Below are 23629 nucleotides of genomic sequence, written 5' to 3'. Positions count from 1 at the left end.
CGCCTCGGCGACATGTTCCACGACACGGCGAAAGCCGGCTGACGGACCTTTATCTCCGGCGGGCCGGCGGGTCCTGCCCGGAGCTGCGCGCAAGAGCAGTTCCCGCAGAGCGACGCAGGTTCAAAAGGTTGGTCGCGCGCAGACAGATCCAGGCACCGGCCTGCAAAGGGCTAGTAGCCCTGTTCCTCAAGCCCGGTTTCCACCTCTGCCCCGTCCCAATGCATGGTCGACTGGTGGCAGCGCAGAAGATGCCGGCGCATGGCCAGCCGCGCACCGGTGTCATCGCCCCGCACGATGCCCCTGTAGATGTCGCGGTGCTGTTCGCGAATGGCCGCGCCCTTCTGTTCCGGGGCCAGGCCCGAGGGGGAAATCGCCAGCAGCATCCCCTGCCGGATCACCGGCCGCAGAGTTTCCAGGCTCCGCGGGAAGTAGGGGTTGTGCGCCGCTTGGGCGACCGCCAGGTGAAACGCGAAATCCATCTCGAAGGAGTAGTCGCCCGCCTTGTGATGCGCCTCGAGGTCGGACATTGCCGCCTTCAGACGGATCATGTCGTGGCGCGTCCTGTGCAGCGCGGCGGCTGCGGCGGCTTCGCCTTCCACGCCGATCCTGAACTCGAAACAATGGGCCCGGGTGTTCACTGGACTGCGCTCCGCTCGATTGCCTTACGGTTGCAAAATGCCCATGGCCATTCAAGTTATTCCTCGGTTCGGCAGAGGTGGCGCGGGCCGTTCTCAGCCTAACGGCCGCCCGCGCATCAGGCGCGCGTGGGAATCGTGAATGTGCTTCCGCATGGCGCTGCGCGCCCGCTCCGGATCACCATCGCGGATCGTCTCGAGGATGGTCCTGTGCTCGCGATTCACCGTCTCGGTGAAGTCGGCGCTGACCACGGCGATGTTCCAGGTCAGGTTCATGCATATGCGCACCTGTTCGCGCAGAGACAACAACGTATTGATGTAGAACGGGTTTCCCGAGGCCGTGGCGACCTCCATGTGAAAGTCGAAATCCCGGTCCGCACCCTCTTCGCTTGTTCCGCCCTGCGGGCAGGCGGAGAAGGCCGTCAGCCGTTCCAGCTGCTCTTCGCTGCGTCGCTCTGCGGCAAGGGCGGCGGATTCGCTTTCGATACCTTCGCGGTACTTGGCCAGCGACGTGATGTCCGCGATGCTGGTGATCGAGGGGAACTGTGACTCGCTTGTCGGCGTGCGGGTCACGAAGCTGCCGGAACCGCGTCGGGACGAAATCAGCCCTTCCTCGCGCAGCCGGGCAAGAGCCTGCCGGATCACCGGGCGCGATACCCCGAAGCTTGCGGCCATTTCATTTTCCGAAGGCAGGCGCGACTTGGTCGCCCAGGTGCCGTCGCGGATCAGATCCAGCATTTCGCGGTAGGCAACATCCGACAACTTGGTCGTGGTATCCCTCACGGTCAAAGGTCATCTCCCGAGTGAAAGCGCTGGTCCGAGGGCCCGACGATGCGGGCGCCCGAGGCAAGGCGTGTAGCAGAGTTCAAAACATGGTCGCGGGGGTCCGGCCCTGAGCGTGCGATATCGTCGATATGTACCAACGTGGTAAGCCGCAGACAATATAGTTGCCGTATTTGTAAACAGCTGTGCCTGCCAGGGGGATTCCGATGGAGGGCAGGCGTTGCGCCGCACACCTGCGCCGCGGCCGTATCCATAATGGTCGGTGGGACCGATGGAGCGACGGGCCCGCCCGAGTCTCGAGGTGATTGGCAGGACCATCGTCCATGCCGGCGCCAGTGTCTGCACCCGGATCCAGATGATCCCGGGCGGCCAGATATGCCGCTGCTAAATCTGATATTGGGATTGCCAAGTTATTGCAGATGTCTAAAGGTGTAAAAATAAGTTGTATTTCGCAACCGCCCTTTCGCAGGAACTGGCGCGGCGGCGAACGAACGACCCGCGGGGAGGCGGACCGGCAATGATGTCTGAGGCAACCACGACCGAACTGAAAGTCCTGTCGCAAGCCTAGGACCACCGCTTCGCGCGATATCCGCAGGCCGGTGCACGGGCGCCCCCCGGGCAGTCCCGTCTGAAGTCCTGCGCGTCGTCCGGCGGGCGTTTCGACGAGAGGGAGACTCCATGTCACAGACCGATGAACTGGTGCGGTCAGCCACCGGAACCTCCGCAGCCGATACGGGCGGATGGTGGCGCAAGCCGTTTTCGGTGTTCCAGACGAACCTCCAGGAAATCGACGCCACCATGGACGTGGAGGCCGTGCTGGACGTGATCGAAGCCCAGGGCGCGACCACCTGGCTGATCAACACCGGAGGCATCTCGTCCTTCTATCCCACGGACCTGCCCTACCAGACCCGCATTCCCTTCCTGATCGACCGCCCCTCGGGCGACCTGATCGGGGATGCGGTCAAGGCGGCCAAGGCGCGCGGCATCCGCGTGCTCAGCCGGCTGGACTTTTCGAAGGTCGCCCCCCGCATCGCGCGCGAGCATCCCGAATGGCTGTTCGTCTCGCCCAAGGGCGCGCCGCAGATCTACAACACGCTCTACAGCACCTGCCCCAGCCGGCCCTATTACCAGGAGCGCTCGCTGGATATCCTGGACGAGGTCATCGACCGCTACGAGATCGACGGCTTTTTCTTCAACTGGTTCGACTTCTCCGAGATGGACTACAGCCGGGTCTACCACGGGGTGTGCCATTGCGATGATTGCCACGCGGGCTTTGCCGCCTACGCCGGTGGCAAGGCGCTGCCCGACGGCCCCGGCCACCCGCATTACAGCGAATGGCTGGCCTTTGCGGACGAGGTCGCCACCACGCTGTGCGCCAAGATCGCCACGCATATCAGCAACCGCCGCGCCGATGCGGCGCTGGTGCTGAAGCGCGGCGCGCCCATCGTCTATTACGAGGCGAACAACGCCTTCGGACGCGAGCCCTGGCATCACAATACTTCGGAGAACGTCAGCGCCCACATGACCGGCCTGCCGGAGGTCTCCCTGCTGGTGAACTCGGTCTCCTTCGTGGACATGCCCTATCGCATGTCCGGCGAGCAGCCGGAGATGTTCGCGCAGTACCTGCTGCAGGCAATCGCGCGCGGCGGCAATCCCTCGACCTACATCATGGGCGCGCCGGGGCGCATTCCCTACGCGAACCTGCCCGAGGCCGCGCGCATCGAGGGGTTCCACCGCGATCACCACGATGTCTATACCGGCCTGCAACCTGCCTCGAACATCGCGCTCGTGCGTCCGAACCCGGTGCGCCGCGCGGATCCCACCTATGCCCGCAGCGTGTCCGAGTATCGCGGGCTCTATTCCGGGCTGGTCGAGGCCAACCTGCCCTTCGATACCCTCTCGGAGGAGTTTCTGACCAAGATCGCCGTGGAAGGGCGCCTGGACGCCTACCAGATGGTGATCCTGCCGGATCGGCACCGAGGCGGCCGCTGCGCTGGATGGCTACGTTCGGGCGGGCGGCCATGTCGTGCTGACCGGCAACAGCGCCATCACCGACGAGGGAGAGGGCGAGCTGGCAACCGGTCCCGCCGTCATGCGTGCTGGCGAACCGATGACCGGTGCCGAGCTCTGGTCCACCTATGTCACCGATGCGGCGCAGGAAGAGGCAAATGCCTTCGCCTTCCGGCCCAACGTGGTGCCGGTCTTCGGCAGCTATGCCCATCACGTCTGGAAACCGCGCGCGGAAAAGCTGGGCCGGCTCGTGCCCCGGGCGCCCTTCGGTCCGCCGGAGAAATGCTATGGCCACGTGCCAAGTGACCATCCCGCCGCAGTTCGCATGACCAGCGGCTGCGGCAGCGTGACCCTGCTGCCCTGGACCATCGGCCACACCTACCGGGAGCTTGGCACCACCGAGATCCGCGAGTTCTTCCTGGATCAAGTCGCCGGTCTGGCACCCCCCGCCGTCACCGCGGATCTGCCCGACCAGGTGGAGATCATGGTCAGCCGGTCAGAGGCGGGGCTGGTGATCCACCTGCTGAACCAGAGCGGCTTCCGGACCCGCTCCGTCGGGCCACATCTGCCGATCCGCGGCGGCGTCCTGCGCATCGCAGGCGGCAAGGGCCCGGCGCGGCTGCTGCAGGCGAACATGCAGATCGAGGGGCGCCAGGACGACGGGGCGCTGGTGCTGGATCTGCCGGAGCTGAACCTGTTCGAGGTCATCGTGCTGGAGGAGAGCGCGGTGACGCCAAGGCAGCAATCCTGAGGTTGGGCAAGATCCCCCCGGCGCGTCGATCAAGCTGCCTGCGCCGGACCCGACCAGACCAGACAACTGAGGAGGAGAAACCATGAAACACTACATCCTGGGCACGGTTGCGGCTTTTGCACTGGCCAGCGCGGCCGAAGCGCAGCAGCGGGTCGTGATCGCGACGATCACTTCACCGACCTCTCACTTCGGGCTGGGCGCGGAGGCCTTCTTCGACACCCTCGAAGAGCTTTCGGACGGCAAATTCGTGGGCGAGCAGGCTCCGGCCGGACAGTTGGGCGGTGAACGCGACCTGATCGAGGGCCTGCAGATCGGCTCTGTCGACATGGCGCTGATCTCCAGCGGTCCGCTCGGCAACTTCGTCCCCGAAGCCTACGCCTTCGACCTGCCCTTCCTGTTCCGTGACTACGATCACGCCCGCGCGGTGCTGGACGGCGAGATCGGCCAGGAGCTGCTCGAGAAGGTGAATGAGCAGAACCTCGTCGGCCTGGCCTGGGGCGAGAACGGCTTTCGCCACGTGACCAACAACGTGCGCCCGGTGCTGGCTCCAGAGGACCTCGATGGCCTGAAGATGCGCACCATGGAGAACAAGGTGCACATGGCGGCCTTCACCGGCCTCGGCGCATCGCCCACGCCGATGGCCTTCCCCGAGCTCTTCGGCGCCCTGCAAACCGGGGTCGTGGACGGGCAGGAAAACCCCGTCACCGTGATCTCCGCGTCCAAGTTCTGGGACGTGCAGAAGTATGCGTCGCTCACCGGCCACGTCTATTCACCTGCGATCCTGCTGGCCTCGCCGGTGCTCTTCGACGGGCTGACCGAGGAAGAGCAGGGCTGGTTCTACGAAGCCGCGGCAGCCGCAGTCGAAGCCAACCGCGCCGAGGTCAACCGCCTGGAAGAAGCCGGAGTGGCCCTGATGCGTGAGAACGGCATGGAGGTCACCACGCAGATCGACAAGGCGCCCTTCGCCCGGCTGGCCGAGGAAGCCTCCTACGGGGTCTACACCGACGAATACGGCAGCGAGATGATCGAGCGCATCAAGGCAGTCGAATAATCATCGAGTGACGACACCGGGCCGGCGCCAGGGCGCCGGCCCTCTTTTTCGAAAGGATGCCCGCCGATGGCCCTGTTCCTGCGTCTTGAGACGCTTACCACGCGCATCGCTCTTGGCCTCGCGATCATCTTCCTGCTGATCGCCACGGGCCTCGCGGTCTACCAGGTCTCGGCGCGCTTCGTCTTCGGGCATCCCTCGACATGGTCGGAGGTCATCACCCGGTTCGCGATGATCTGGGGGGTCTTCATGGGCGTTGCTCCGGGGATCCGCGAAAGCGGCATGATCGCCGTGGACGTGCTGCAACGCAGCCTGCCGCAGAAGCTGGGGCTGGGGCTGCACCTGTCCGCCGCCGTGCTGACGATCATCTTCTTCTGCATCCTGTTCTGGCAGGGCTGGGCCATGGCCGAACGGGTCGCGAACCAGAAGGTCGCGGCGCTGGACATGTCGATGTCCTGGGCCTACGCGGCGCTGCCGGTCTCTTCCGTCTTCATCGTCCTGGCCGCCGTCGGCAGTGCCATCCGCGCCGCGCAGGGCCACTGGTGCCCCGAGGCGGAGGTCCTGCAGTGAATACCGCAATCGCCCTGTCGCTGATGATCTTCTTCGTCATCGGCGTGCCGATCGCCGTCGCCATCGGCCTCGCGTCCGTCATCGGGATCGAGGTGCAGGGAAGCCTGCCGCTTCTGCTGGTGGCGCAGCGGATGTTCACCGGGCTCGACAGCTTCCCGCTGATGGCCATTCCGCTGTTCATCCTTGCCGGGAACCTGATGTCCGCCGGAGGCATCTCTCATCGGCTGGTCGAGCTGGCGAAGTCCGTCGTGGGCGGCATCCAGGGCGGTCTGGCGGCCTCCTGCGTGCTGACCTGCATGCTCTTCGCCTCTGTCTCCGGCTCTTCCGTGGCCACCACCTTCGCCATCGGCGCGATCCTGATCCCGGCCATGGTCAAGCAGGGCTACCCGGCGCCGCTGGCGGCCTCCGTGCAGGCCAGCTCGGCGGAGCTCGGCGTGCTGATCCCGCCGTCGATCCCGTTGATCCTCTACGGTGTCTCCACCGAGACCTCGATCGGGGACCTGTTCCTGGCGGGCCTGGGACCGGGCCTGCTGGTGGCCGCCGCCCTGATGACGCTCGTGATCATCATGTGCCGCGTTCGGGGCATCGGCAAGATCGAGGCCGGCTCCCGTCCGCATTTCGCCCCGGCACTGCTGGGCGCGGCCCCTGCCCTGCTGGTCCCGGTGGTCATCCTGGGCGGCATCTACAGCGGCATCTTCACCCCTACCGAGGCCAGCGCCGCTGCGGTGGTCGCCGCGATCATCGTGGGGATGCTGTTCTACCGCGAACTGAAGCCGAGAGATCTGCTGCCGATCCTCAAGTCCACGGTGCTGTCGACCTCGGCGATCATGCTGATCATCTCTGCCGCCGCACTGTTCTCCTTCCTGATCGCGCGCTCCGGCCTGCCGCGCGAGCTCGCCGAATGGATCACCAGCGTCTTCGACAGCAAGCTTGCCTTCCTGCTGGCCGTGAACATCCTTCTGTTGATCATCGGCATGTTCATCGAGACTGCCGCGGCCATCCTGATCCTGGCCCCGATCCTGACGCCCATCGCGGTGGCCTACGGGGTCGATCCCGTGCATTTCGGACTGATTACCGTGGTCAACCTGGCCATGGGCATGATCACCCCGCCGCTTGGGGTGAACCTCTTCGCCGCCTGCGCCGTGGCCCGGCTGAAGATCGAGGAGATCATCCCCGAGCTGGTCTGGTTCGTGCTGACGGTGTTCGCCGCGCTCATGCTGATCACCTATGTCCCGGCGATTTCGCTCTGGCCGGTCGAGCTGATTAAGGGGAACTGAAGATGCGCCCGCGCAGAGACGGCAGGACGGCATGACCGCGACGCAGACCGAACCCGAAGCCAGCGATCGGGCGAGCGACCCGATCACTGCCCTCCGCCGCCAGGCGAGGGACATCTTCGCCGCAGCCGTCAGCCGGGCGGATCCGGCCCGCGCCCTGGCCCGCCAGTTGGAGCAGACCCCGCTGCCGCTGAAGCCCGGGGGCAGGATCCTGGCCCTGGCGGTAGGCAAGGCCGCCGTGCCGATGATGCGCGAGGCCCTCGGCCGCGTGCCGGATGTGGCCGAGGCGCTCGTGGTCACCAACACGGAGAACCACTGCGCCCTGCCCGGCGCACGGGTCCTTGCCGGATCGCACCCCGTGCCCGACGCCGCCTCGGCCGAGGCAGGGCGCGCCGTGATCGATGTCCTGAAGCGCGCCGGCGAAGGCGATAATGTCTTGGCCATGATCTCTGGCGGGGGATCGGCGCTGATGGCGGCCCCGGCCGGAGATATCCCGCTGGCGGACTACGCCACGTTCACCCGAGGGCTTCTGGCCAGCGGTCTCGGCATCGATCAGGTCAACCTGCTGCGCCAGCAGATCGACCGGATCAAGGGCGGGGGGCTGCTGCGATGTGCGGCTCCGGCGCGGGTCCACGGCTTCGTGCTCTCGGATGTTGTCGGTGATGACCTGCGGGCGATCGCCTCGGGTCCCACGGTGGCGCCGCTTGGGCAAGCTTGCGATGCCGTGGCCCTGCTGCACGAGACCGGGATCTGGGACCGCACCCCGGCCAGCATCAGGCACCACCTGATGAGCGCGACGCCCCCGGCGGGCCTGCCGGAGGCGACCAATCACCTTGTCGGATCCAACCGGCACAGCCTCGACGCAATGCTTCAGGCCCTGCCAGAGGGCCTGCCGGGGCGGATCGTGAGCGATCATCTCGTAGGCGATGTGCAGGATGCGGCGGTCGAGGTCCTTCGGGAGATGCGGACAATCCGGGGGCCCGTTGCACTGATCTTCGGCGGAGAGACGACGGTGCAGATCAAGGGCACCGGGCTGGGTGGACGCAACCAGGAACTCGCGCTGCGCGTGGCACTCAGCTGCGCTCGGGAGGCGCCGGGCCGGGACTGGGTCTTCCTGTCGGGCGGTACCGACGGGCGCGACGGCCCCACCGAGGCCGCCGGCGGACTGGTGGACCCCGGCACGCTGGAGCGGATCGCGGCGGCGGGCGGAGACGTTCAGGCGCTCCTGGACAATAACGACAGCAATGCCGCCCTGGCCCTGGCCGGGGACCTGCTGACGACAGGCGGAACGGGCACCAACGTGGCGGATGTACAAATTCTGATCCTCGCCTGAGCGCCCCGCCCTCACCACGGGGACCCGAGGGGAGGGACTTCGAATGCCCATTTCCGAGGTAACGCACCGGTACCCGCTGCAACGCAGCCGCATCGCACCCGGCCACGTGCGCTATCGCGCCCCCTCCCCGCGGAAGAGCGGGTCGATCGGTCAGGCGATGTCGCCGCAGGATCGCTGCAGGCGGCACAGTCGGCGGGGACCGAGGAATGGTATTTCCGCGCGTTGAAGGGAGGCTCTTGGCCAATCGAGACCGCCGGGATCAGGCAAAGCCAAGAATATCCTGACCTTGCGATCGCGAACTCAAACGGGCAACGCCGCTCCGCATTCTGGACGTTCCGCCTGCGGGGTCATGCACCTGACATGAAGTCGGCCTTGCCTGACAACTGAAAAGGTGAAGTGGCGCGCTGGGGAGAACTGCCCAAATCGTGAATTTTCAACGTGTTACGAGGAATTAGACAATATCTCGGCCCTATGCACCTCAATGATTTAGTTGGGCCGATGTCTAACCATCCGGCGCACGAAAGCTGTCAAGGCCTCTCTTGACTGAAGGCAACACGAGTCCGATCATAGAACGCCAAGGCCCTGATCAAGGATCGCGAATGCATCGTCAGTCTCGCTTCCCATGGCTACGATAGGCATATCCGGACGATGGTGTCTCAGCGCTTGCTCCAAGAGGTCGAAAATCGCACTCTTTATGGCAGGGTTTTATGACCATCACGTCGTTCGAAATCGCCTTCCTTTTGGTCTATTTCGTCGCAACTGTTCTTGGCCTGGTCTTCATAGCATATGTGCTGCGAACCTACGTGCGCGACAGGCCACACGATCCTGAGGCCGTGGATCGGCTGATCGCGATTGTGCATAAAGGGAAGAGTTCAGATCACGTCGCGAAAGATCGTGGACCAATTCCTGAGGACGACCGACCAGCTCCACATGGTTCCGATCTGCGTTCACCGTAGCCGCTCGACCGCAGCGGAATCTTGACTGCGTCCGGCCCATTGCAGACCTCCACATATCATACCGATGCCGCGGTGCAGCTTCGAAAGGCGGCCGTTGCTATACCCGCGCAGCATCGGGCGGCCAGTGTCCCGGATGGTGGTGTACCGGCGCGGTGCATTCTCGTCTTGCTCGAGCGGCAGGGGATCGTGAAGAATCTAAAGAAGATAAGACGGTTTACCGCGAGGAGAAGCTCCAAGTGCGCCGCAGGGACGGGCAGAAGCGCGCGCTCGGCACGCGACGACCGATGTTGCTGCCGGACGCGCCGAACATCTGTTGGAGCCTCAACTTCGTGAACGACGCGCTGACGGACGGGCGCCAGTTCCGGGTCCGGGCCGCGGGAGACGATTTCAGCCGGGAATCCTTGGCATTGGTGTCAGGCACATCGCTGTCAGGGCACCGTGTCGCCCCCGAACTTGATGCCATGATCGCCCGGCGCGGGCACGCTGGCATGGTGGTTTCCGGTAACGGCACGAAGCTGACCTCTTTGGCGATCCTGTCATGATGCCAGCGGACCGCGGTCGAATGGCACTATATCGCCCCGGGAAAGCCCAGCAGAAAGGTTTCTTCGAAAGCTTCAGCGGCCGGCACCGAGATGAGCTGTCGAACGAGACCCTGTTCCCGACGCTCAGCGAGACCCGGGAGAAAATCCGCGCCTGGCAACACGACTACAACCACCACCGTCCGCACTCAGTCCTCGGAAACATCCCTCCAGCCGAGTTAATAACAAGGAAAAGGCTGGAATTCAGCGCCGCATAGCCCCAGAATTCAACTCCCGGATTCACCGAAACGTCGGAGGAGAGTTTGGACCCAGTTCACCCGGCTCACGTTTCTCTAACAGAGCCCAATTCGGTGCTTTGATAACAATCCTTCACCGATTTCAAGGTGAAAAAAGCTCTTAAAAATACGCGGGAAGAAACCGCTGCAATAAGAAAATCGGAGATCTACCAAAAAGAGTTATATCCCATGTGAAGCGCTCCACTCCAGCCAAGGTGAAACGAGACCGATGACGGGTCGTCAGAAAAACGAATAATTTTCTAAAGTCTACAGATGCACGATCTCAACATCGTCTCGAGCCTCAGAGAGATAGTTGGCAGCCAGCCGTCGATGACACTGATCGGGCGTCGCTTCACTGCACAATAGACAGCCCTCATGCATACTGTCCAGATCGAAATGGTTTTCTACCCGGCGCGCAGCGAGGAGATCCAGATACCGTCGTTCATACTCCTGCCAGCTGATTTGATTCTTCCTGAACGCAGATAGGATGTCGGCAGTTGGAGCTAAAAGTGCGTCTACCGAATATTCGATTTCTCCAATATTGGCCAAAAAGAACTTCAGATCGTTTTGCTTGGCGAATCCAGAAAGTTGAGATGTTCGATTTAAGCGTGTGTCGTAAACGTGCTTGACTCTTGCCTTAGCCAGACGGCCAAAGAAATCTTTGGCCGAACTCTTGGTAAAACCAATCGTATACAGTTTCATTACCTCTTGATCCCTTTCAGCCTTCGCGGTACGCGATTCCCGCTGCTTGCTTTTCATATGCTTCTGTGACGGCGGATTCCCAATCTCCGGGTCTTTGAAGCAAGGGGGGCGGCGTCAACCCGTGAAGGTGAACAAGACGCTGCTCGAACCGATCTTGACACTCAAGGCTCCCATCGGGGTGGATGTGGTAGATATTTCCACGCAGGTCCGGAAGGTTATAGCATACAAGCACTGCGCGGTGGCACTCAATAGGGTCCTTTTCCGAACAGACCAAAGCCAAGTTCATTTTTCTTACGCCCACTCGGAGACGATTTATACCCTCATTGAAGAAATCGGTCCGTGCAATTCGATCATATTTCGCTTGTCCGGAGACATAGCAGCTTCTGTCCTTTGGACGTGCACCAAGCTGATCGCCAAAAAATGCGTACTTTATTCCCTCCGCATTCAGGTGCTGGCGGAGCGGGCCACGTGAAAAATCCGGTTTATAGTGTGAGTATGGAGTTGACCTAACGTCGCAGACCACTTCCACTTGGTGTTCGGATAGGAGTTTTATAAACCCATCGACCTCTTGGCCGGAATATCCGATGGTGAAGATTCGACTCACAAAAACGCCCCTACGCTGGAATGATTACGCCATTCAGCTGCATATAGCATCTCTTGGGATTAAAATGCTGTGACCCGCCATCCCATGCCCTTGCCAGGCCAAGCCTCAGGACAACAATGCTCCGCCCAGCACTTTCCAGTCGTTCAGACAAGGCTTTGCATCCTGCTTCCGGGTCGCCCGTTTTCTTTGTCAGGAGCTCAGTTACAGGTACATTATACCAGTTCCTCCAACGATCTCGAAAAGAAACTTGGATCTTATCATAGAAGACGCTGACATCAATCTTAGCGGCCGAGATCTCAAGGCCATGTAACGATCGGCACCTGCTATTGGCTTCAGTGTACTTTCGATCAATTAGACATCCATCAAAAACTGAATCGATGTCTCTTGTCGACGTTTCGGCGCATGCAGTATACAGTTCGCTCCCATTCGCTTTTCCTTTGATGCCGACGGCTTTGACTCGGAAATCCTCGCTCGCATGTGGAAATGCTGAAGTTACCTGCTCGGCTAGAGACAAGGACAATACGTTGCCGACCACCATATAACCTTCATCGACCCACTTACCCTCTTCCCAATTCGAACCATTCCCCTGCAACGGGCGAACCATCTGCCCTGAGTCTAAATCCAGCCCAGCGACGCAAACCAAATCACCAGACATTCGAGTTGTTTCTGTTACCAAAATTTGCCTGCTTTGGCCATCGGCAAATTGTTCTCTTAGTGCTTTCAACGACATAATTTCCCTTACCGTGCGGCTTTTCGAATGCAGTTTTCTTGTTGGGGAGAAAGGGCGTTGTGTTTGCTCAATATTGCTGGGTTTCCACTATGGTCATACTATCCGACTACGCCCTTGGGCGCGCTTATATCAAGGGCATTGCCCAAACTTTCCAGTATTCTCCAGAATTGGATTTTCGGCAACAATCTTGCCGTACAGGCAGTGGCTCGGTGAGGATACAAAGCATACGACGCATAAGTCCTTACTTAACCACACGCAATTGCGGTGCCGCGGTGGGAAGTGGGTGAAGCGCGCGCAAGTCAGCTTCACTTGATCGCAAGGCTTGGGCGAGGTCTGATACGCCGTATCCAAGCTCTTCGAGATGAAGCCTCACAATCTCTGGGAAAATTGTAGGCATCTCGATCTTGAAATCAAGTTCTGGAGGCTCTGCCCTGCGGTAGCCAAGCGAACTCATCTGTCGCCAAGCGTATTGACTTTGATTTTCAGTAATTGCGCTAATCTTTTTTGCTCGGTAGAGAAGAGCTGCCATCGATACGCGCCAGACTGGCTTTAATGCGGCGAGCCTCTGGATTGTCAGACGCCGGCCGGATAAGTAGGGGCGAATGTCGCGTTCTGGCATGAGCAACGCTGATGCGAAATCATTCGCCTCTTCTTCCATTTCCGGTGAAGGCACCTGATGCATGACAACATGCCCAAGCTCGTGCGCGAGGCTGAACCGCTGCCGATCAGCCGGCATGTTGCGGTTCAGGAAGATGCATGGCGGCATGTCCGGCATCTGAACCGTGAAGCCATCCACCTTGAGCGTGGCAAAGTCGCAATGGACAACTAAGCAGCCTGCTCTCTCGACCCACTCAACGAGGTCTCGCAACGGTCCTGATGGTACAAGCCAGGTACGCCTGATGAGGTCCGCGATACGTTCGGGATCGCCACCATATTCGTCGACATCCAGACGCGGAAGGGACAACTCCGGTTCCAGCTCGGCTGAATCAAGCAGTCTTCGAATATGCAGAATCCTGATATTGAGTTCGGCTTCCAGGCGCTCGATTGCCCTCTGCCCAACGCTCGCCCGCTTTCGGTATTGCACGCTCATCGGTAGGCCGATAACCCGGTCATTTTGAAAAAAGAATTCGACGGGAAAATCCAAGGCTTTGCTGACGCTTTTTAACACGTCGTCGGTCGGCCCGATCAGCCCGTTCTCAAGTTTCGACAGATTGGCCTGTGAGACACCTGAGAGCGCAGAGAGCTCGGTCTGACTCCATCCCCGCGCCTGCCGCGCTATCCGCAGCAGGTCCTGATTGAAATCGGCGGGCATTAGTCTTGCCGCTTCTTGCGGTCGTCCGCGGCGCCCTTGAGCTTGACGATGGACACAGCGGGACGTTCGGGTTTCGGCACGGGCATCGGCAACGGAACCAAGGCTTCGTCTGCATCCAGAAAGCTATATTCCCAGGCGATCTGATCGCCGTTGCGGGCGACCACGCAGATGTCGTCGATCTGGGTTTCAAGTCGATTCAGTTTGTAGACGACCTCGACGCGCTGGATCTCTGACAGACCGAACAGATCCTCGTCATGATCGTGAAAAGCGAGCGCCAGTTGCGTAGCAACATTCGACGAGCGTCCCGTCTCATCTGCTTTCTTGAACCGAAACATCACTGTGTCCCGGACGAGGAACTTCATCGTTTCATGGCCGTCGATTACATGGACGGCGTCATGGCCCAGGAGGGCATTGTTCGCGTGTTCAATAATCTGCTCCCAGACGAAATTCGCCCGGCTGCGTTTGTAGCGCCAGACGCCGTTGCGATCGCTGGCCAGCCAGTCATCCCACGCCTCGTAGATTGCGCCGACGATGGGAGCGCGAATTTCATCCAGAATGGGGCGGACGGTCGCTTCACTGGGAATTGGCATGCTCGGGCCTCTATAGTTTCGCAACCGTATAGCGTTCGTGATTTACAAAATCAACATCAAATTATTCAACGTAAAATTCTCTGCACACTGATGATCGGTTGGCCCCGATGATCTGCTCCCCTGGCGACGCCCCAGACGGCTCTCAGGCGCAGCGGACGGCCGCTCGTCGGCCTTTTTAGCGTCGGTGCTGACCGCAGCGAACGGCTCTCCGCCCCTTGTGTTAATCGAGCGGGCTCCGGTCCGGGTCACCGACTGCATGTCCGCTTGTGCGGTGTGGCCGAGGTACCCTCGCGACCGCGAACAACGACCGCGTCCCACACAACATGCCAACGCGAGCACCATCCCGGAATGGGTCGCTCCTCGGCGACCATAAGTGTTCGCTCGTGCGATCTTCGCATTCCCTCTGATGAAACGACCTGCGCGGGTTACTAAAAACGAGGGTTCGAACAGGTTACTCGACAAGTTTTGAGGGGGAGCTGTTTGGAACCAGTTCCTTTCGATGGAACACTTCGCCCCTTCAAGTCTCGACATACACACTCCCGTCGGCACCACCCTTTCACCGGCGGACTACGTGCGGCTTCTCCATACTCCTGGTTCCGTCGGCAAGACGTCGGTCATGGTAAAGGCCTGCCGAGACCGGATCTTTACGAAGACCTACTCGGTCGAGGATGCGCCCCAATGGATCGAACCCCTGCTCGACTACGACGCATACATCACGTTGCATCGCTTCCACGGACCACGCTCAGGGCATCGACTCGCAGCTCTCAACGGCCTCTTCCTTGATCTTGACATCGATCGCGTTCCGAGTCGACTGGCGGACTCAGGTCGCTGGGCTTCCGCAATCAGTGCAAGGGCTTCTGAACTTGGCCTGCCGGAACCGAGTATCCTGCTTTTCACCGGGCGAGGGCTGGGAGCGATCTGGTTGATCGATGAGATGCCGGCCCGAGCGCTACCTCGCTGGCAAGCAGCGCAAGATGCCCTGATCGCGCTTTTCCGTGCCTACGGTGCAGACCCGTCGTGCCGGGACGCCGCTCGTGTCACGCGTCTGCCCGGGTCGATCAATTCGAAGAGCGGGAAGGAGGCCGCAGTTATCGGTGGCTCCCTGAGACGTTACTGCTTCGACGCATTGGCAGACGCGATTTATCTTGCCGCAGGACGACCAACGCGTGAGCAGCTACGATCCAGCAAGGAAGCGACCAAGAAGAAGAAGAAGAAAGCCGGGATCAAACAGACACCCGGCGGCCTGACGCCGCGGGCCAAATTTCGTGCCGTTCAGCGCGATCTCGAGCGCATTTGTTACGCCTGGGGCGGCAGAGTCCCTGAGGGCTTCCGAAACACTTGGCTGCACCTCTTCGCTACGAGCCTGTCGCATACTTCGACGCCGGCCGAAGTCGAGCAGAGGGTCATGGCAGCAGCGGCCTTGGCGACACCGTTCCTGCCGGCCGCGGAGGTGAGGGCCGTGGTGAAGCTTGCCAGTCGCCAGGCGGAACTTCCGAGATCCACCGCCCCCTACGCGACGGCCGCTATCACTACTCCGGAGCTATGATCGCAGAACTGCTCGGCATCTCCGGGCGGACATCCGAAGCTCTCGGGCTGGAACAGATCATGCCTCCGGAAGAGCGCGCGCGTCGCAAAGCGCGCAGACAGCGCGCACGCCGGCATGATGCCGGAGCCACCGCCCGCAATGAGTGGCTGGAGAAGAACGATCAGGAACGGCGGCAGCCTTGGGTCGCGCTCGGAATCTCCCGGAGCACTTTCTTCAGAAGGAAACGGGCAGGCATCGTTGCTGATAGCCAAGAGTCGAGCCGGTACGATGAGACTGGTCCGTGCCCGCTACAGGGGGGCTATGCCTTGCCGAAGGCGCAAGCTGAGGAGCCCCGCTCCTCAGCTATTCTGCCCCCGCACCAGCCACCAGCCACGCCGCCGCAACCGTCCGACGACGAAGCGGAAACGCATGACATTCGCGTTCCCTGCGCAAATCGCCCTCGAGATGGCATTGTTGATTCAAGCCCTTGCGTGCAATCTGATCTCCAATGGGGAGACGGGTATTGCAAGTTGAAGATTTCATTACGCGGTGGCGTGCATCCGGCGGAAGCGAGATCGCGAATTTTCAGACCTTCGCGTCCGAGCTCTGCGACATACTCGGGGTCGACCGTCCGAAACCTGCCCAGAGCGATGGCCAGACAAACGACTATCGCTTCGAACGCCCAGTCACCGAAACCCACACTGGGACACGCCGACGGCGGCGGATAGATCTCTACCGCCGACAGTGTTTCGTCATGGAGGCGAAGCAGGGCGCTGGTCCGAAGGCTGAATCCGAGCAGCTCAGCCTCCTGTCGGCTGAGGACGCCCCCCAGGGTCAACTGGGGCATGGTCGCCGAGGCACGCGAGGCTTCGAAGATACGATGCTACGAGCCCGAAACCAGGCGGACGGCTACGCCCGAGCAATCTCGAAGGAGGACGGATGGCCACCATTCCTGCTGGTCGTCGACGTTGCACATGTCATCGAGGTCTACGCCGATTTCTCCGGCCAAGGACAGGGCTACACCCAGTTCCCCGATGGCAACCGCTACCGCATCACCCTCGAAGATCTCCGGGATGACGAGGTCCGCGAGCGTCTGCGGACCATCTGGTCCGATCCCATGTCGCTCGATCCGTCGCGCACCGCGGCACGGGTCACCCGCGAAATCGCCGACCACCTCGCACAGCTCGGCCGCAGCTTCGAAGGCCAGGGCCATGAGGGAGAGGACGTCGCCCGGTTCCTCATGCGATGCCTCTTCACCATGTTCGCCGAGGACGTCGAACTGCTGCCCAAGGATTCCTTCCGCGACAAGCTGCGGGAACTGCGCGGCAAGCCCGAGATGGCCGCGCCGGTGCTCCAGTCGCTTTGGGAGACGATGAACACCGGCGGCACCTCGACGGTCATCATGGCGAAGCTCCTCCGCTTCAACGGCGGGCTCTTCCGTGATGCCTCGGCGCTGCCCCTGTCCGAGGTGCAGCTGAGCCTGCTGATCGAGGCGGCCGAGGCCGACTGGAAACAGGTGGAACCGGCGATCTTCGGCACCCTGCTGGAACGCGCTCTCGACAAGAATAGCCGACACAAACTGGGTGCCCACTACACGCCGCGGGCCTATGTCGAGCGGCTGGTGATGCCGACAATCATCGAACCCCTGCGCGCCGATTGGCGCAGCGTGCAGGCCGCCGCCGACCTGCTGCGCAGCCAAAGTAAGGAAAAGGAGGCGCTACGCGAGGTCCAGGGCTTCCACCGCAAGCTCTGTGAGGTCACGGTGCTTGACCCTGCCTGTGGGTCGGGAAATTTCCTCTACGTCGCACTCGAACTGATGAAGCGGCTGGAAGGCGAGGTGATCGCCACCATGGAGGAGCTGGGCGAGACGCAGACCAACCTTGGTCTTGCGGGATATACGGTCGATCCGCACCAGTTCCTCGGGATCGAGCTGAACCCTTGGGCCGCCAACGTCGCTGAGCTGGTGCTGTGGATCGGCTACCTGCAATGGCACTACCGCACCCACGGGAAGGCCGCTCCGTCCGAGCCTATTCTGCGCGACTTCAAGAACATCGAACATCGAGACGCCGTGCTCACATGGTCGGACCGCACGCCCCGGCTGGACGAGAATGGCGCCGCAGTGACGCGCTGGGATGGCACGACCACTATGCGCCACCCGGCGACGGGGGAAGAGGTGCCGGACCCCTCGGCACGGGTGCAGATCTACGACTACGTCGATCCACGACCAGCCGCGTGGCCCGAGGCGACCTTTATTGTCGGCAACCCGCCGTTTATTGGGGCAAGGCGCATTCGATCAGCCCTTACACCTGAATATGTAGATGCTTTGAGGCATGCCTACAAAGGCGTACCTCGAACAGTTGATCTCGTGATGTATTGGTGGTGGAAAGCAGCAGAATTGACGCGCCGAAGCTCTGCGCGACGCTTCGGGCTGATCACTACGAATAGCATCACCCAAGATTACTCCAGAAAGCTGACAGAAAAGCTAATTGGCGGGAAGAAACCAAAAATTCACCTTATCTATGCCACCACTAATCACCCATGGGTAGATTCTTCAGATGGCGCAAATGTCAGAATCGCCATGACCGTAGGCTCCGCTACAAAGCCGGCAAGGCCGGTAATTGGCTTGATTGGCCCCGATGGCAAAGCAACCGATGTTCGCGTTGAAAAGATTCACGCTCGCCTCTCCGATGGACCTGACTTCTCGGAGATAAAAGCTTTGGAGGCAAACAGGGGAATTTGTTTTCAGGGCGTTGTTCCCGCAGGGGATGGCTTCAAGCTATCTACAGGAGAGTACGAGAGCTTCCGCAGCAAACTGCGAAACGCCGAAAAAAAATTCGTTCGGAAATATATTATTGGAAAAGATATTCTTGAGCGCCCACGAGGCTATAGAATTATCGACCTTTTTGGAGTTGACGAGTCTGTCGCGAGGACAGAACTGCCAAATCTTTACGCACACCTCCTTGATCGAGTAAAACCGGTTCGAGAAGAAAACGACAGAGAGCAATACAAACGTTTGTGGTGGATATTTGCCGAACCTCGGCCCGCCCTGCGCCGGAGTCTTTCCAACACTGATGCGTATATCGGAACAACCTATACTGCGAAGCATCGCGTTTTTCAAATGGTAAACGCGGATATACTACCGGACGCCATGGTTTATTGCATTGCCTTGCAAAATGCAGAAAGTCTTGCCGTCCTTTCATCCCATGTGCATCTTACATGGTGTAAGGGGTGCACGGGTACTCTTGAAGATCGCCCGCGCTACAATAGTGCCAATACCTTTTCACCATTCCCTTTTCCGGACCTCACTCCCTCGAATCGCACTACCCTCCGTCAGCTCGGCGAGGAGCTGGACGCGCATCGCAAGGAGCGGCAAGCGCAGCATCCCAGTCTGACGCTTACCCAGATGTATAACACCCTCGAAAAACTCCGCGCGGGCGAGACCATCGAAGGCAAGGACAAGCGGGTCTACGAGGACGGGCTGATTGGCCTCCTCAAGGACATCCACGATCGGATCGACGCCGCCGTGGCCGAAGCCTATGGCTGGCCCACCGACCTGTCCGAGAACGACATCCTGATGAACCTCGTCACCCTCAATCGCGAACGCGTCGCCGAGGAAGCGCGCGGCCATGTCCGCTGGCTCCGCCCCGACTACCAGAACCCCGACGGTCGTGCCGCCGAGTCGAAGCAAGGTAAGCTGGAGATCGCCGAGGTCGCCAAGACCGGCAAGGCCCCATGGCCGAAGTCGCTTCCCGCCCAGATCGCCGCCGTCCGCGAGGCGTTGGAGGATCTCGGAGAAGCGGATGCCGAAACCGTCGCCCGCACATTCACCCGGGGTCGAGCCACCACCGTCGCCCCGCTGCTCGAAACGCTCGCGGGCCTCGGCATGGCAGAAATGACCGATGAGGGCCGCTATGCCATCTGACCGCCGCTTCATCATCGAGCCCGAGGGGTTGCCGGATCTCGCTGGCATGATGGTCGCTACGCTCGACGCCCTTCGGCACCTCGGCGGGTCGGGCAGCATCCAGGAGATAGACGAGACCGTCATCCAGCTCGAGGGGCTCTCTGAGGCCGAACAGGCGATCCCGATGCCGAACAATGATCAGCGCCTGAAGGTGAACTACTACCTCGCCTGGGCACGCACCTACCTTCGGCGAGGCGGTGCCGTCGAGAACTCGGCACGTGGTGTCTGGGCCATCACCGAGGCCGGCAGCGCCATCCACGATCGCGCACCCGCGGCTGCCATCGTCGAGACCGTTCAGGCCGAAGAACGCGAGAAGGCGCGGCAGAAGCGCAAGGCCAAGGACGCGGCCGAGATCTCCGGCGATGCGGATGTCGTCATCGCAGACGCGGATGCTGGGCCGGCGGACGAAGAGGACTGGAAAGCTGCGCTGCTCACCGTCCTCGGGTCCATGGCGCCAGATGCCTTCGAGAGGCTGTCACAGCGGCTTCTGCGCGAGGCTGGCTTCACCAAGGTCGAGGTCCGCGGAAAGACCGGCGACGGCGGCATCGACGGGCTCGGCGTCCTGCGCGTGAACCTCGTCTCGTTCCAGGTCTACTTCCAGTGCAAGCGCTGGAGAGGCAGCGTCGGCGCGAAGGAAATCCGCGACTTCCGCGGAGCGCTCCAGGGCCGGGCCGACAAGGGGCTTTTTATCACCACGAGCCACTACACCCCGGCCGCGACCGACGAGGCGACCAGGGACGGCGCCATCGCCATCGACCTCATCGACGGAGACCGTTTGTGCGACCTGCTCAAGGAGAACGGTCTTGGAGTCGCGACCGAGATGGTCGAGCGGGTTCGCATCGACGGCTCATGGTTCGACAGCGTTTGAGCGAAGAATACCAACTTTTCTGACTGTCGCGTTTCCGGCCTTCGACCGACGATCCGACATTCTTCCTGCCACCTCGGGACGGGGTGGTAGCGCCGAGACGGTATTACCGGCGCTTACCATTACCCAAGCAGGTGCCAAGAATGACCGAAGCTACGAAGAAGACCAACGCCGCCCTCGAGAAGAAGGTGCGCAAAGCCGTCGCCGACATCCAGGCGAAGGGCGAAAAGCCGACCAACGCCGCCGTGCGGGAGATCACGAAGGGATCGTTCCGAGACATCGGGCCGATCGTGAAGATCGTCCTCGCTGAACAGAAGGCCGCGGCCGAAGCATCGCGCGCGGCCCCCGAGATGCCCGAAGAGGTGATTGACCTCTATGCCTCCGCTTGGGAGGCAGCCTGGCGCTGCGCCGACGAGGCAGCGGCTATCGAACGGCGCGCCCACGCCAGCCAGCTCGCCGAGGTCGAAGAGGAAAGAGCGGAGGCCCTCGACAATATCGGGCTGGTCGAGGACGAGCGTGACAGTGCCGTCGCCGAGGCAGAGGCCGCCGGGGAACGCGCGCAACAGGCTGAGGAGAGGGTCGCTTCGCTTACGGCAGAGCTCATGGAGGCCAAGGTCCTCATCGCGAAACTCGAAGGTCGTCTCCTTGGGCGGGAGGAGTTCGCCTCGCAGGGCAACAGTCACGCATCCAATGAAGAGAGCTCCGCGGCGCCTGCCGTGAAGGACGACAGTCAAATGTCTCTATTTCCCGACTCCGGCGACGACCGGATCGTCAGGCAAAACGATGACGGCGGCGCGGAGCAAGTAGATGATCCCGACGACGAACAGGATGCAGCGTGATAGTGGAGATGCCGAGACGCCACCGTCTCGGCATCTCTCGTCATGATCCGCGAACCCGCTGGCGCTCCTTGGCCGCATTGGCGACCCTTATAGGCCCAAGGAACTCGTCGCGGTGCAATGCAGCGACCTCGGGGCGCTTGGCTGTATCGAGGTTCTGCTGACCACTTTCCAGGTCCACCCCCCGATCGTCCGCATTCGCTTCGATGACACGCACGCCGAGTGCGAAGCGATCTCGCAGAGATGTGTCATTCTCGACCAGCTCAACCGCGTCCCGGGTTGCCTGCCACGCCGTGCGTAGCTGGAGATTGGTCGTAGCATTGAGGCGTTCCCGGATCTCATCCGGCTTCGCCTCCGGCGAGATCGACCATGCTCCAGGAAAGCTCGCCTCGGACATGATCAGCGGCTCGCCAGCAGCTACCGCCTCGAGAGGTGCCGGTACCGGTTGCCCATCGCTTCTAAGTGCCGCCGCAACGACCCTGGCGCGGCGTCGCGTCTCGGCATCCTGACGGTCTCGTTTGCGAGCCCGTCGCTCGCTCTCCGCTTCCAGTTCTGCATGGGCTTCCTCTCGCTGACGGAGACGGAAAACCCGTCTGGCAAAGCCGACCAACACGTCGAAGGCGGGCCGGATCGCGTCTTTGAGCTTGCCACGCTCCTTCTTGTCGGCAGGTGCTGCGGGTCCGAAAGTAAGGCCCTCCCGGCGGTCCCGATCCCCCGGCCGGTAATCTATCTGGCGCTCCTCGATCGCCCGTGTCCCGACAGTCAGCGCCCTGATCCGTGCCTCTGCGGTCGAAGCGACCGACCGGCCGCGCGAGATCTCCTCGCGTGCTTGAACGGTCAACGAAGCGACTTCATGCTCGCGGACCAATAGGTCCACCTTGTCTCCAGCCATCGAGGCCTTCTCGCGCGCGAGGTGTCGCGCGCTCTCGGCGGCTTCTTTCACAATTGTGGCGAGCTGCTCTTCCTGGCCAGAGATCTCAATCGCCAAGATCTTGCTGCGCTTAGCGTCTTCAGCCTGCTGTGCTTTCGCGGCCTTCGCCTTCTGGTAGTCCGCCCGGCTCAACCGATGGCGCTTCGGCCCATACCGGAGAAGTCCGGCCCCGTCGAAGACTTCCTCATGAAACGAGTCCTGCCAGCCGCGCATGGCCTCGCAGTACGCCCTGTTCGCCCCATGTCCGACAGCTTTCCTATCTGTGCCATCGGCATCGACATGGGCGGCATTGAAGGCGGCCTTCGCAGCATGTCCAGGATGCAGGCCGTCGGCCCGTCCAGCCTGAGGCGCGACGGCGAGATAGTGCGCATGGACATGTTCCTCATCCCAGTGGATCACCCCCATCAGGAGCACACCTCCGCGAGCTGCCAGGGTCTTCTGCTCGTGCTGCATCGCCGAGGTGAGAAGCGCGACGCAGTCGGCGGCGAGAGCCGGATCAGCGAGTGCGTCGCGCGTAAGTGTCGGAAGCGAGACGACGGAGGAATAGAGCGTCCGGGCATCTGATCGCAGCTTCCGCCAAGCCTTCTTCTTTTTCCCGTCTTTGCCCTTCCGCATGTAGGATTCCTTTACAGCCGCAGCCTTGTCATGTTCGGCCCGCACAGCTGCGAACGATCCCACCGTGCCCGGAAGTATCTGCGGCGGGGGGCAACCGGGGTTCACGTGCAGTGAGGCCATGGGATGACGCTCCGCTTCCCGAAGAACCTCCTCGGCGGTCCATGCCCGCGCGCCGTTCTTACGTATCTTCGTCGGCTTGCTGCCGGGTGCGCCCTGGACGGAAAACGTCTCCAGACGCGCGAATTGATATCCTTCCATCGCCATCTCCTTTGTTCGAGGCGACGGGGAAATAGGTAAAAAAGGTGCCCCTCCGGGAATGTCTGCGACGCGCGCCGCAGGCGCGCGTATCAGGCATAGTGTCCGACTATGCGTAGTGCGAGACGCTCCCTTCCGGGGGCTCACTACGCGCGGCTCTCCGAGGGCCCCTTGCGCCGGGGAGGCGGTCCTGGGCGGACGGCCAACGGAAGCTCGCTGCGCGCACTCCCGCGCCTCCGGCGGCCGGGGGGAGTCGTTCCGCACTCTCCCCCCGGCCCCCCGCTGCTCGGGCCTCCCCGGCCCCGGCGAGGAGGGGGCAAGCCCTCTCCTCGACCTCTCCCAACATGACGGCGCCGAGCGCCAGGACCACATCGCGATGCCTTCGGCCGGAAGCGCAAATTGGCGGGAGTGACGCGCGCAGTGGCATGGTCCCGGGGTGCATCTTTCCGTTTCGGCTCCTCTCTGCGAGAGCCGAAACGGAAAGACGCACCGAGGGGAAAAAGACGGAAGACGAAGAGGGAAGATTGAA

The 23629-nt window shown here is 61.7% G+C and carries 21 protein-coding genes; 13 read left to right on the top strand and 8 right to left on the bottom strand.

Annotated features, from left to right (window positions below):
* Window positions 1-170 precede the first annotated feature (170 nt).
* Complete coding sequence (locus RM543_RS06470; RefSeq protein WP_311690079.1) at window positions 171-638, bottom strand: FadR/GntR family transcriptional regulator; 468 nt, start codon at window positions 636-638, stop codon at window positions 171-173.
* 93 nt (window positions 639-731) lie between these two features.
* On the bottom strand, window positions 732-1418 hold the full coding sequence (locus RM543_RS06465) for a FadR/GntR family transcriptional regulator (RefSeq protein WP_311690078.1): 687 nt from the start codon (window positions 1416-1418) through the stop codon (window positions 732-734).
* A gap of 678 nt (window positions 1419-2096) precedes the next feature.
* Here RM543_RS06465 and RM543_RS06460 point away from each other — a divergent pair.
* The 9 genes from RM543_RS06460 to RM543_RS18935 all read left to right on the top strand — a co-directional run bounded on the left by RM543_RS06460 (window position 2097) and on the right by RM543_RS18935 (window position 10156).
* Window positions 2097-3734 carry an alpha-amylase family protein gene (locus RM543_RS06460; protein ID WP_311690077.1) on the top strand — a complete coding sequence of 546 codons (1638 nt, stop codon included), beginning with the start codon at window positions 2097-2099 and terminating at the stop codon, window positions 3732-3734.
* Between the two features lie 19 nt (window positions 3735-3753).
* On the top strand, window positions 3754-4179 hold the full coding sequence (locus RM543_RS06455; RefSeq protein ID WP_311690076.1) for a hypothetical protein: 426 nt from the start codon (window positions 3754-3756) through the stop codon (window positions 4177-4179).
* Window positions 4180-4261: 82 nt separating this feature from the next.
* On the top strand, window positions 4262-5230 hold the full coding sequence (locus tag RM543_RS06450) for a TRAP transporter substrate-binding protein (RefSeq protein ID WP_311690075.1): 969 nt from the start codon (window positions 4262-4264) through the stop codon (window positions 5228-5230).
* Window positions 5231-5296: 66 nt separating this feature from the next.
* The gene (locus RM543_RS06445) at window positions 5297-5797 is read left to right on the top strand and encodes a TRAP transporter small permease (RefSeq protein WP_311690074.1); all 501 of its coding nucleotides are present in this window, start codon (window positions 5297-5299) and stop codon (window positions 5795-5797) included.
* Window positions 5794-7074 carry a TRAP transporter large permease gene (locus RM543_RS06440; RefSeq protein WP_311690073.1) on the top strand — a complete coding sequence of 427 codons (1281 nt, stop codon included), beginning with the start codon at window positions 5794-5796 and terminating at the stop codon, window positions 7072-7074. Before RM543_RS06445 ends, RM543_RS06440 begins: the two co-directional genes overlap by 4 nt.
* 31 nt (window positions 7075-7105) lie before the next feature.
* A complete protein-coding gene (locus RM543_RS06435; RefSeq protein ID WP_311690072.1) occupies window positions 7106-8404 on the top strand; it encodes a glycerate kinase type-2 family protein in 1299 nt (432 codons plus the stop codon).
* A gap of 707 nt (window positions 8405-9111) precedes the next feature.
* A complete protein-coding gene (locus tag RM543_RS06430; RefSeq protein ID WP_311690071.1) occupies window positions 9112-9360 on the top strand; it encodes a hypothetical protein in 249 nt (82 codons plus the stop codon).
* 236 nt (window positions 9361-9596) lie between these two features.
* A complete protein-coding gene (locus RM543_RS06425) occupies window positions 9597-9902 on the top strand; it encodes a hypothetical protein (RefSeq protein WP_311690070.1) in 306 nt (101 codons plus the stop codon).
* Entirely contained in the window at window positions 9899-10156 is a 258-nt protein-coding gene (locus RM543_RS18935) for an integrase core domain-containing protein (RefSeq protein WP_432280436.1), read from the top strand. Before RM543_RS06425 ends, RM543_RS18935 begins: the two co-directional genes overlap by 4 nt.
* 285 nt (window positions 10157-10441) lie before the next feature.
* Here RM543_RS18935 and RM543_RS06420 read toward each other — a convergent pair whose 3' ends face one another.
* The 5 genes from RM543_RS06420 to RM543_RS06400 all read right to left on the bottom strand — a co-directional run bounded on the left by RM543_RS06420 (window position 10442) and on the right by RM543_RS06400 (window position 14112).
* Window positions 10442-10876, bottom strand: a complete 435-nt coding sequence (locus RM543_RS06420) for a DUF488 domain-containing protein (RefSeq protein ID WP_311690069.1) — start codon at window positions 10874-10876, stop codon at window positions 10442-10444.
* Between the two features lie 16 nt (window positions 10877-10892).
* A complete protein-coding gene (locus RM543_RS18930; protein WP_432280447.1) occupies window positions 10893-11399 on the bottom strand; it encodes a DUF488 family protein in 507 nt (168 codons plus the stop codon).
* Window positions 11400-11490: 91 nt separating this feature from the next.
* Window positions 11491-12210, bottom strand: a complete 720-nt coding sequence (locus RM543_RS06410) for a dual OB domain-containing protein (RefSeq protein ID WP_311690067.1) — start codon at window positions 12208-12210, stop codon at window positions 11491-11493.
* A 241-nt stretch (window positions 12211-12451) separates the two neighbouring features.
* The gene (locus RM543_RS06405) at window positions 12452-13522 is read right to left on the bottom strand and encodes a helix-turn-helix domain-containing protein (RefSeq protein ID WP_311690066.1); all 1071 of its coding nucleotides are present in this window, start codon (window positions 13520-13522) and stop codon (window positions 12452-12454) included.
* The gene (locus RM543_RS06400; RefSeq protein ID WP_311690065.1) at window positions 13522-14112 is read right to left on the bottom strand and encodes a hypothetical protein; all 591 of its coding nucleotides are present in this window, start codon (window positions 14110-14112) and stop codon (window positions 13522-13524) included. Before RM543_RS06400 ends, RM543_RS06405 begins: the two co-directional genes overlap by 1 nt.
* A gap of 499 nt (window positions 14113-14611) precedes the next feature.
* Here RM543_RS06400 and RM543_RS06395 point away from each other — a divergent pair, with 499 nt between their 5' ends.
* The 4 genes from RM543_RS06395 to RM543_RS06380 all read left to right on the top strand — a co-directional run bounded on the left by RM543_RS06395 (window position 14612) and on the right by RM543_RS06380 (window position 21302).
* Window positions 14612-15658, top strand: coding sequence for a hypothetical protein (locus RM543_RS06395; protein ID WP_311690064.1), 1047 nt, complete (start codon window positions 14612-14614; stop codon window positions 15656-15658).
* Window positions 15659-16160: 502 nt separating this feature from the next.
* The gene (locus RM543_RS06390; protein WP_311690063.1) at window positions 16161-19559 is read left to right on the top strand and encodes a class I SAM-dependent DNA methyltransferase; all 3399 of its coding nucleotides are present in this window, start codon (window positions 16161-16163) and stop codon (window positions 19557-19559) included.
* The gene (locus tag RM543_RS06385) at window positions 19549-20466 is read left to right on the top strand and encodes a restriction endonuclease (protein ID WP_311690062.1); all 918 of its coding nucleotides are present in this window, start codon (window positions 19549-19551) and stop codon (window positions 20464-20466) included. The genes RM543_RS06390 and RM543_RS06385 overlap by 11 nt, the downstream gene beginning before the upstream one ends.
* Before the next feature lie 140 nt (window positions 20467-20606).
* A complete protein-coding gene (locus RM543_RS06380) occupies window positions 20607-21302 on the top strand; it encodes a DNA-binding protein (RefSeq protein WP_311690061.1) in 696 nt (231 codons plus the stop codon).
* Between the two features lie 40 nt (window positions 21303-21342).
* Here the strand turns inward: RM543_RS06380 and RM543_RS06375 are convergent, their stop codons facing one another.
* The gene (locus RM543_RS06375) at window positions 21343-23103 is read right to left on the bottom strand and encodes a hypothetical protein (protein ID WP_311690060.1); all 1761 of its coding nucleotides are present in this window, start codon (window positions 23101-23103) and stop codon (window positions 21343-21345) included.
* Between the last annotated feature and the right edge of the window lie 526 nt (window positions 23104-23629).

The organism is Tropicimonas omnivorans (genome assembly GCF_031846565.1).
Lineage (GTDB): Bacteria > Pseudomonadota > Alphaproteobacteria > Rhodobacterales > Rhodobacteraceae > Tropicimonas_B > Tropicimonas_B omnivorans.
Note: the sequence above shows the minus strand (reverse complement) of the source record. Positions and strands in the feature narration are given on the sequence as shown.

What these genes read in the sequence shown, in the direction of transcription:
- RM543_RS06460 (WP_311690077.1), top strand. Translation starts at nt 2,097, where the DNA reads ATGTCACAGACCGATGAACTGGTGCGGTCAGCCACCGGAACCTCCGCA.
- RM543_RS06455 (WP_311690076.1), top strand. Translation starts at nt 3,754, where the DNA reads ATGACCAGCGGCTGCGGCAGCGTGACCCTGCTGCCCTGGACCATCGGC.
- RM543_RS06450 (WP_311690075.1), top strand. Translation starts at nt 4,262, where the DNA reads ATGAAACACTACATCCTGGGCACGGTTGCGGCTTTTGCACTGGCCAGC.
- RM543_RS06445 (WP_311690074.1), top strand. Translation starts at nt 5,297, where the DNA reads ATGGCCCTGTTCCTGCGTCTTGAGACGCTTACCACGCGCATCGCTCTT.
- RM543_RS06435 (WP_311690072.1), top strand. Translation starts at nt 7,106, where the DNA reads ATGACCGCGACGCAGACCGAACCCGAAGCCAGCGATCGGGCGAGCGAC.
- RM543_RS06430 (WP_311690071.1), top strand. Translation starts at nt 9,112, where the DNA reads ATGACCATCACGTCGTTCGAAATCGCCTTCCTTTTGGTCTATTTCGTC.
- RM543_RS18935 (WP_432280436.1), top strand. Translation starts at nt 9,899, where the DNA reads ATGATGCCAGCGGACCGCGGTCGAATGGCACTATATCGCCCCGGGAAA.
- RM543_RS06420 (WP_311690069.1), bottom strand. Translation starts at nt 10,876, where the DNA reads ATGAAACTGTATACGATTGGTTTTACCAAGAGTTCGGCCAAAGATTTC.
- RM543_RS06410 (WP_311690067.1), bottom strand. Translation starts at nt 12,210, where the DNA reads ATGTCGTTGAAAGCACTAAGAGAACAATTTGCCGATGGCCAAAGCAGG.
- RM543_RS06405 (WP_311690066.1), bottom strand. Translation starts at nt 13,522, where the DNA reads ATGCCCGCCGATTTCAATCAGGACCTGCTGCGGATAGCGCGGCAGGCG.
- RM543_RS06400 (WP_311690065.1), bottom strand. Translation starts at nt 14,112, where the DNA reads ATGCCAATTCCCAGTGAAGCGACCGTCCGCCCCATTCTGGATGAAATT.
- RM543_RS06395 (WP_311690064.1), top strand. Translation starts at nt 14,612, where the DNA reads ATGGAACACTTCGCCCCTTCAAGTCTCGACATACACACTCCCGTCGGC.
- RM543_RS06385 (WP_311690062.1), top strand. Translation starts at nt 19,549, where the DNA reads ATGCCATCTGACCGCCGCTTCATCATCGAGCCCGAGGGGTTGCCGGAT.
- RM543_RS06380 (WP_311690061.1), top strand. Translation starts at nt 20,607, where the DNA reads ATGACCGAAGCTACGAAGAAGACCAACGCCGCCCTCGAGAAGAAGGTG.
- RM543_RS06375 (WP_311690060.1), bottom strand. Translation starts at nt 23,103, where the DNA reads ATGGAAGGATATCAATTCGCGCGTCTGGAGACGTTTTCCGTCCAGGGC.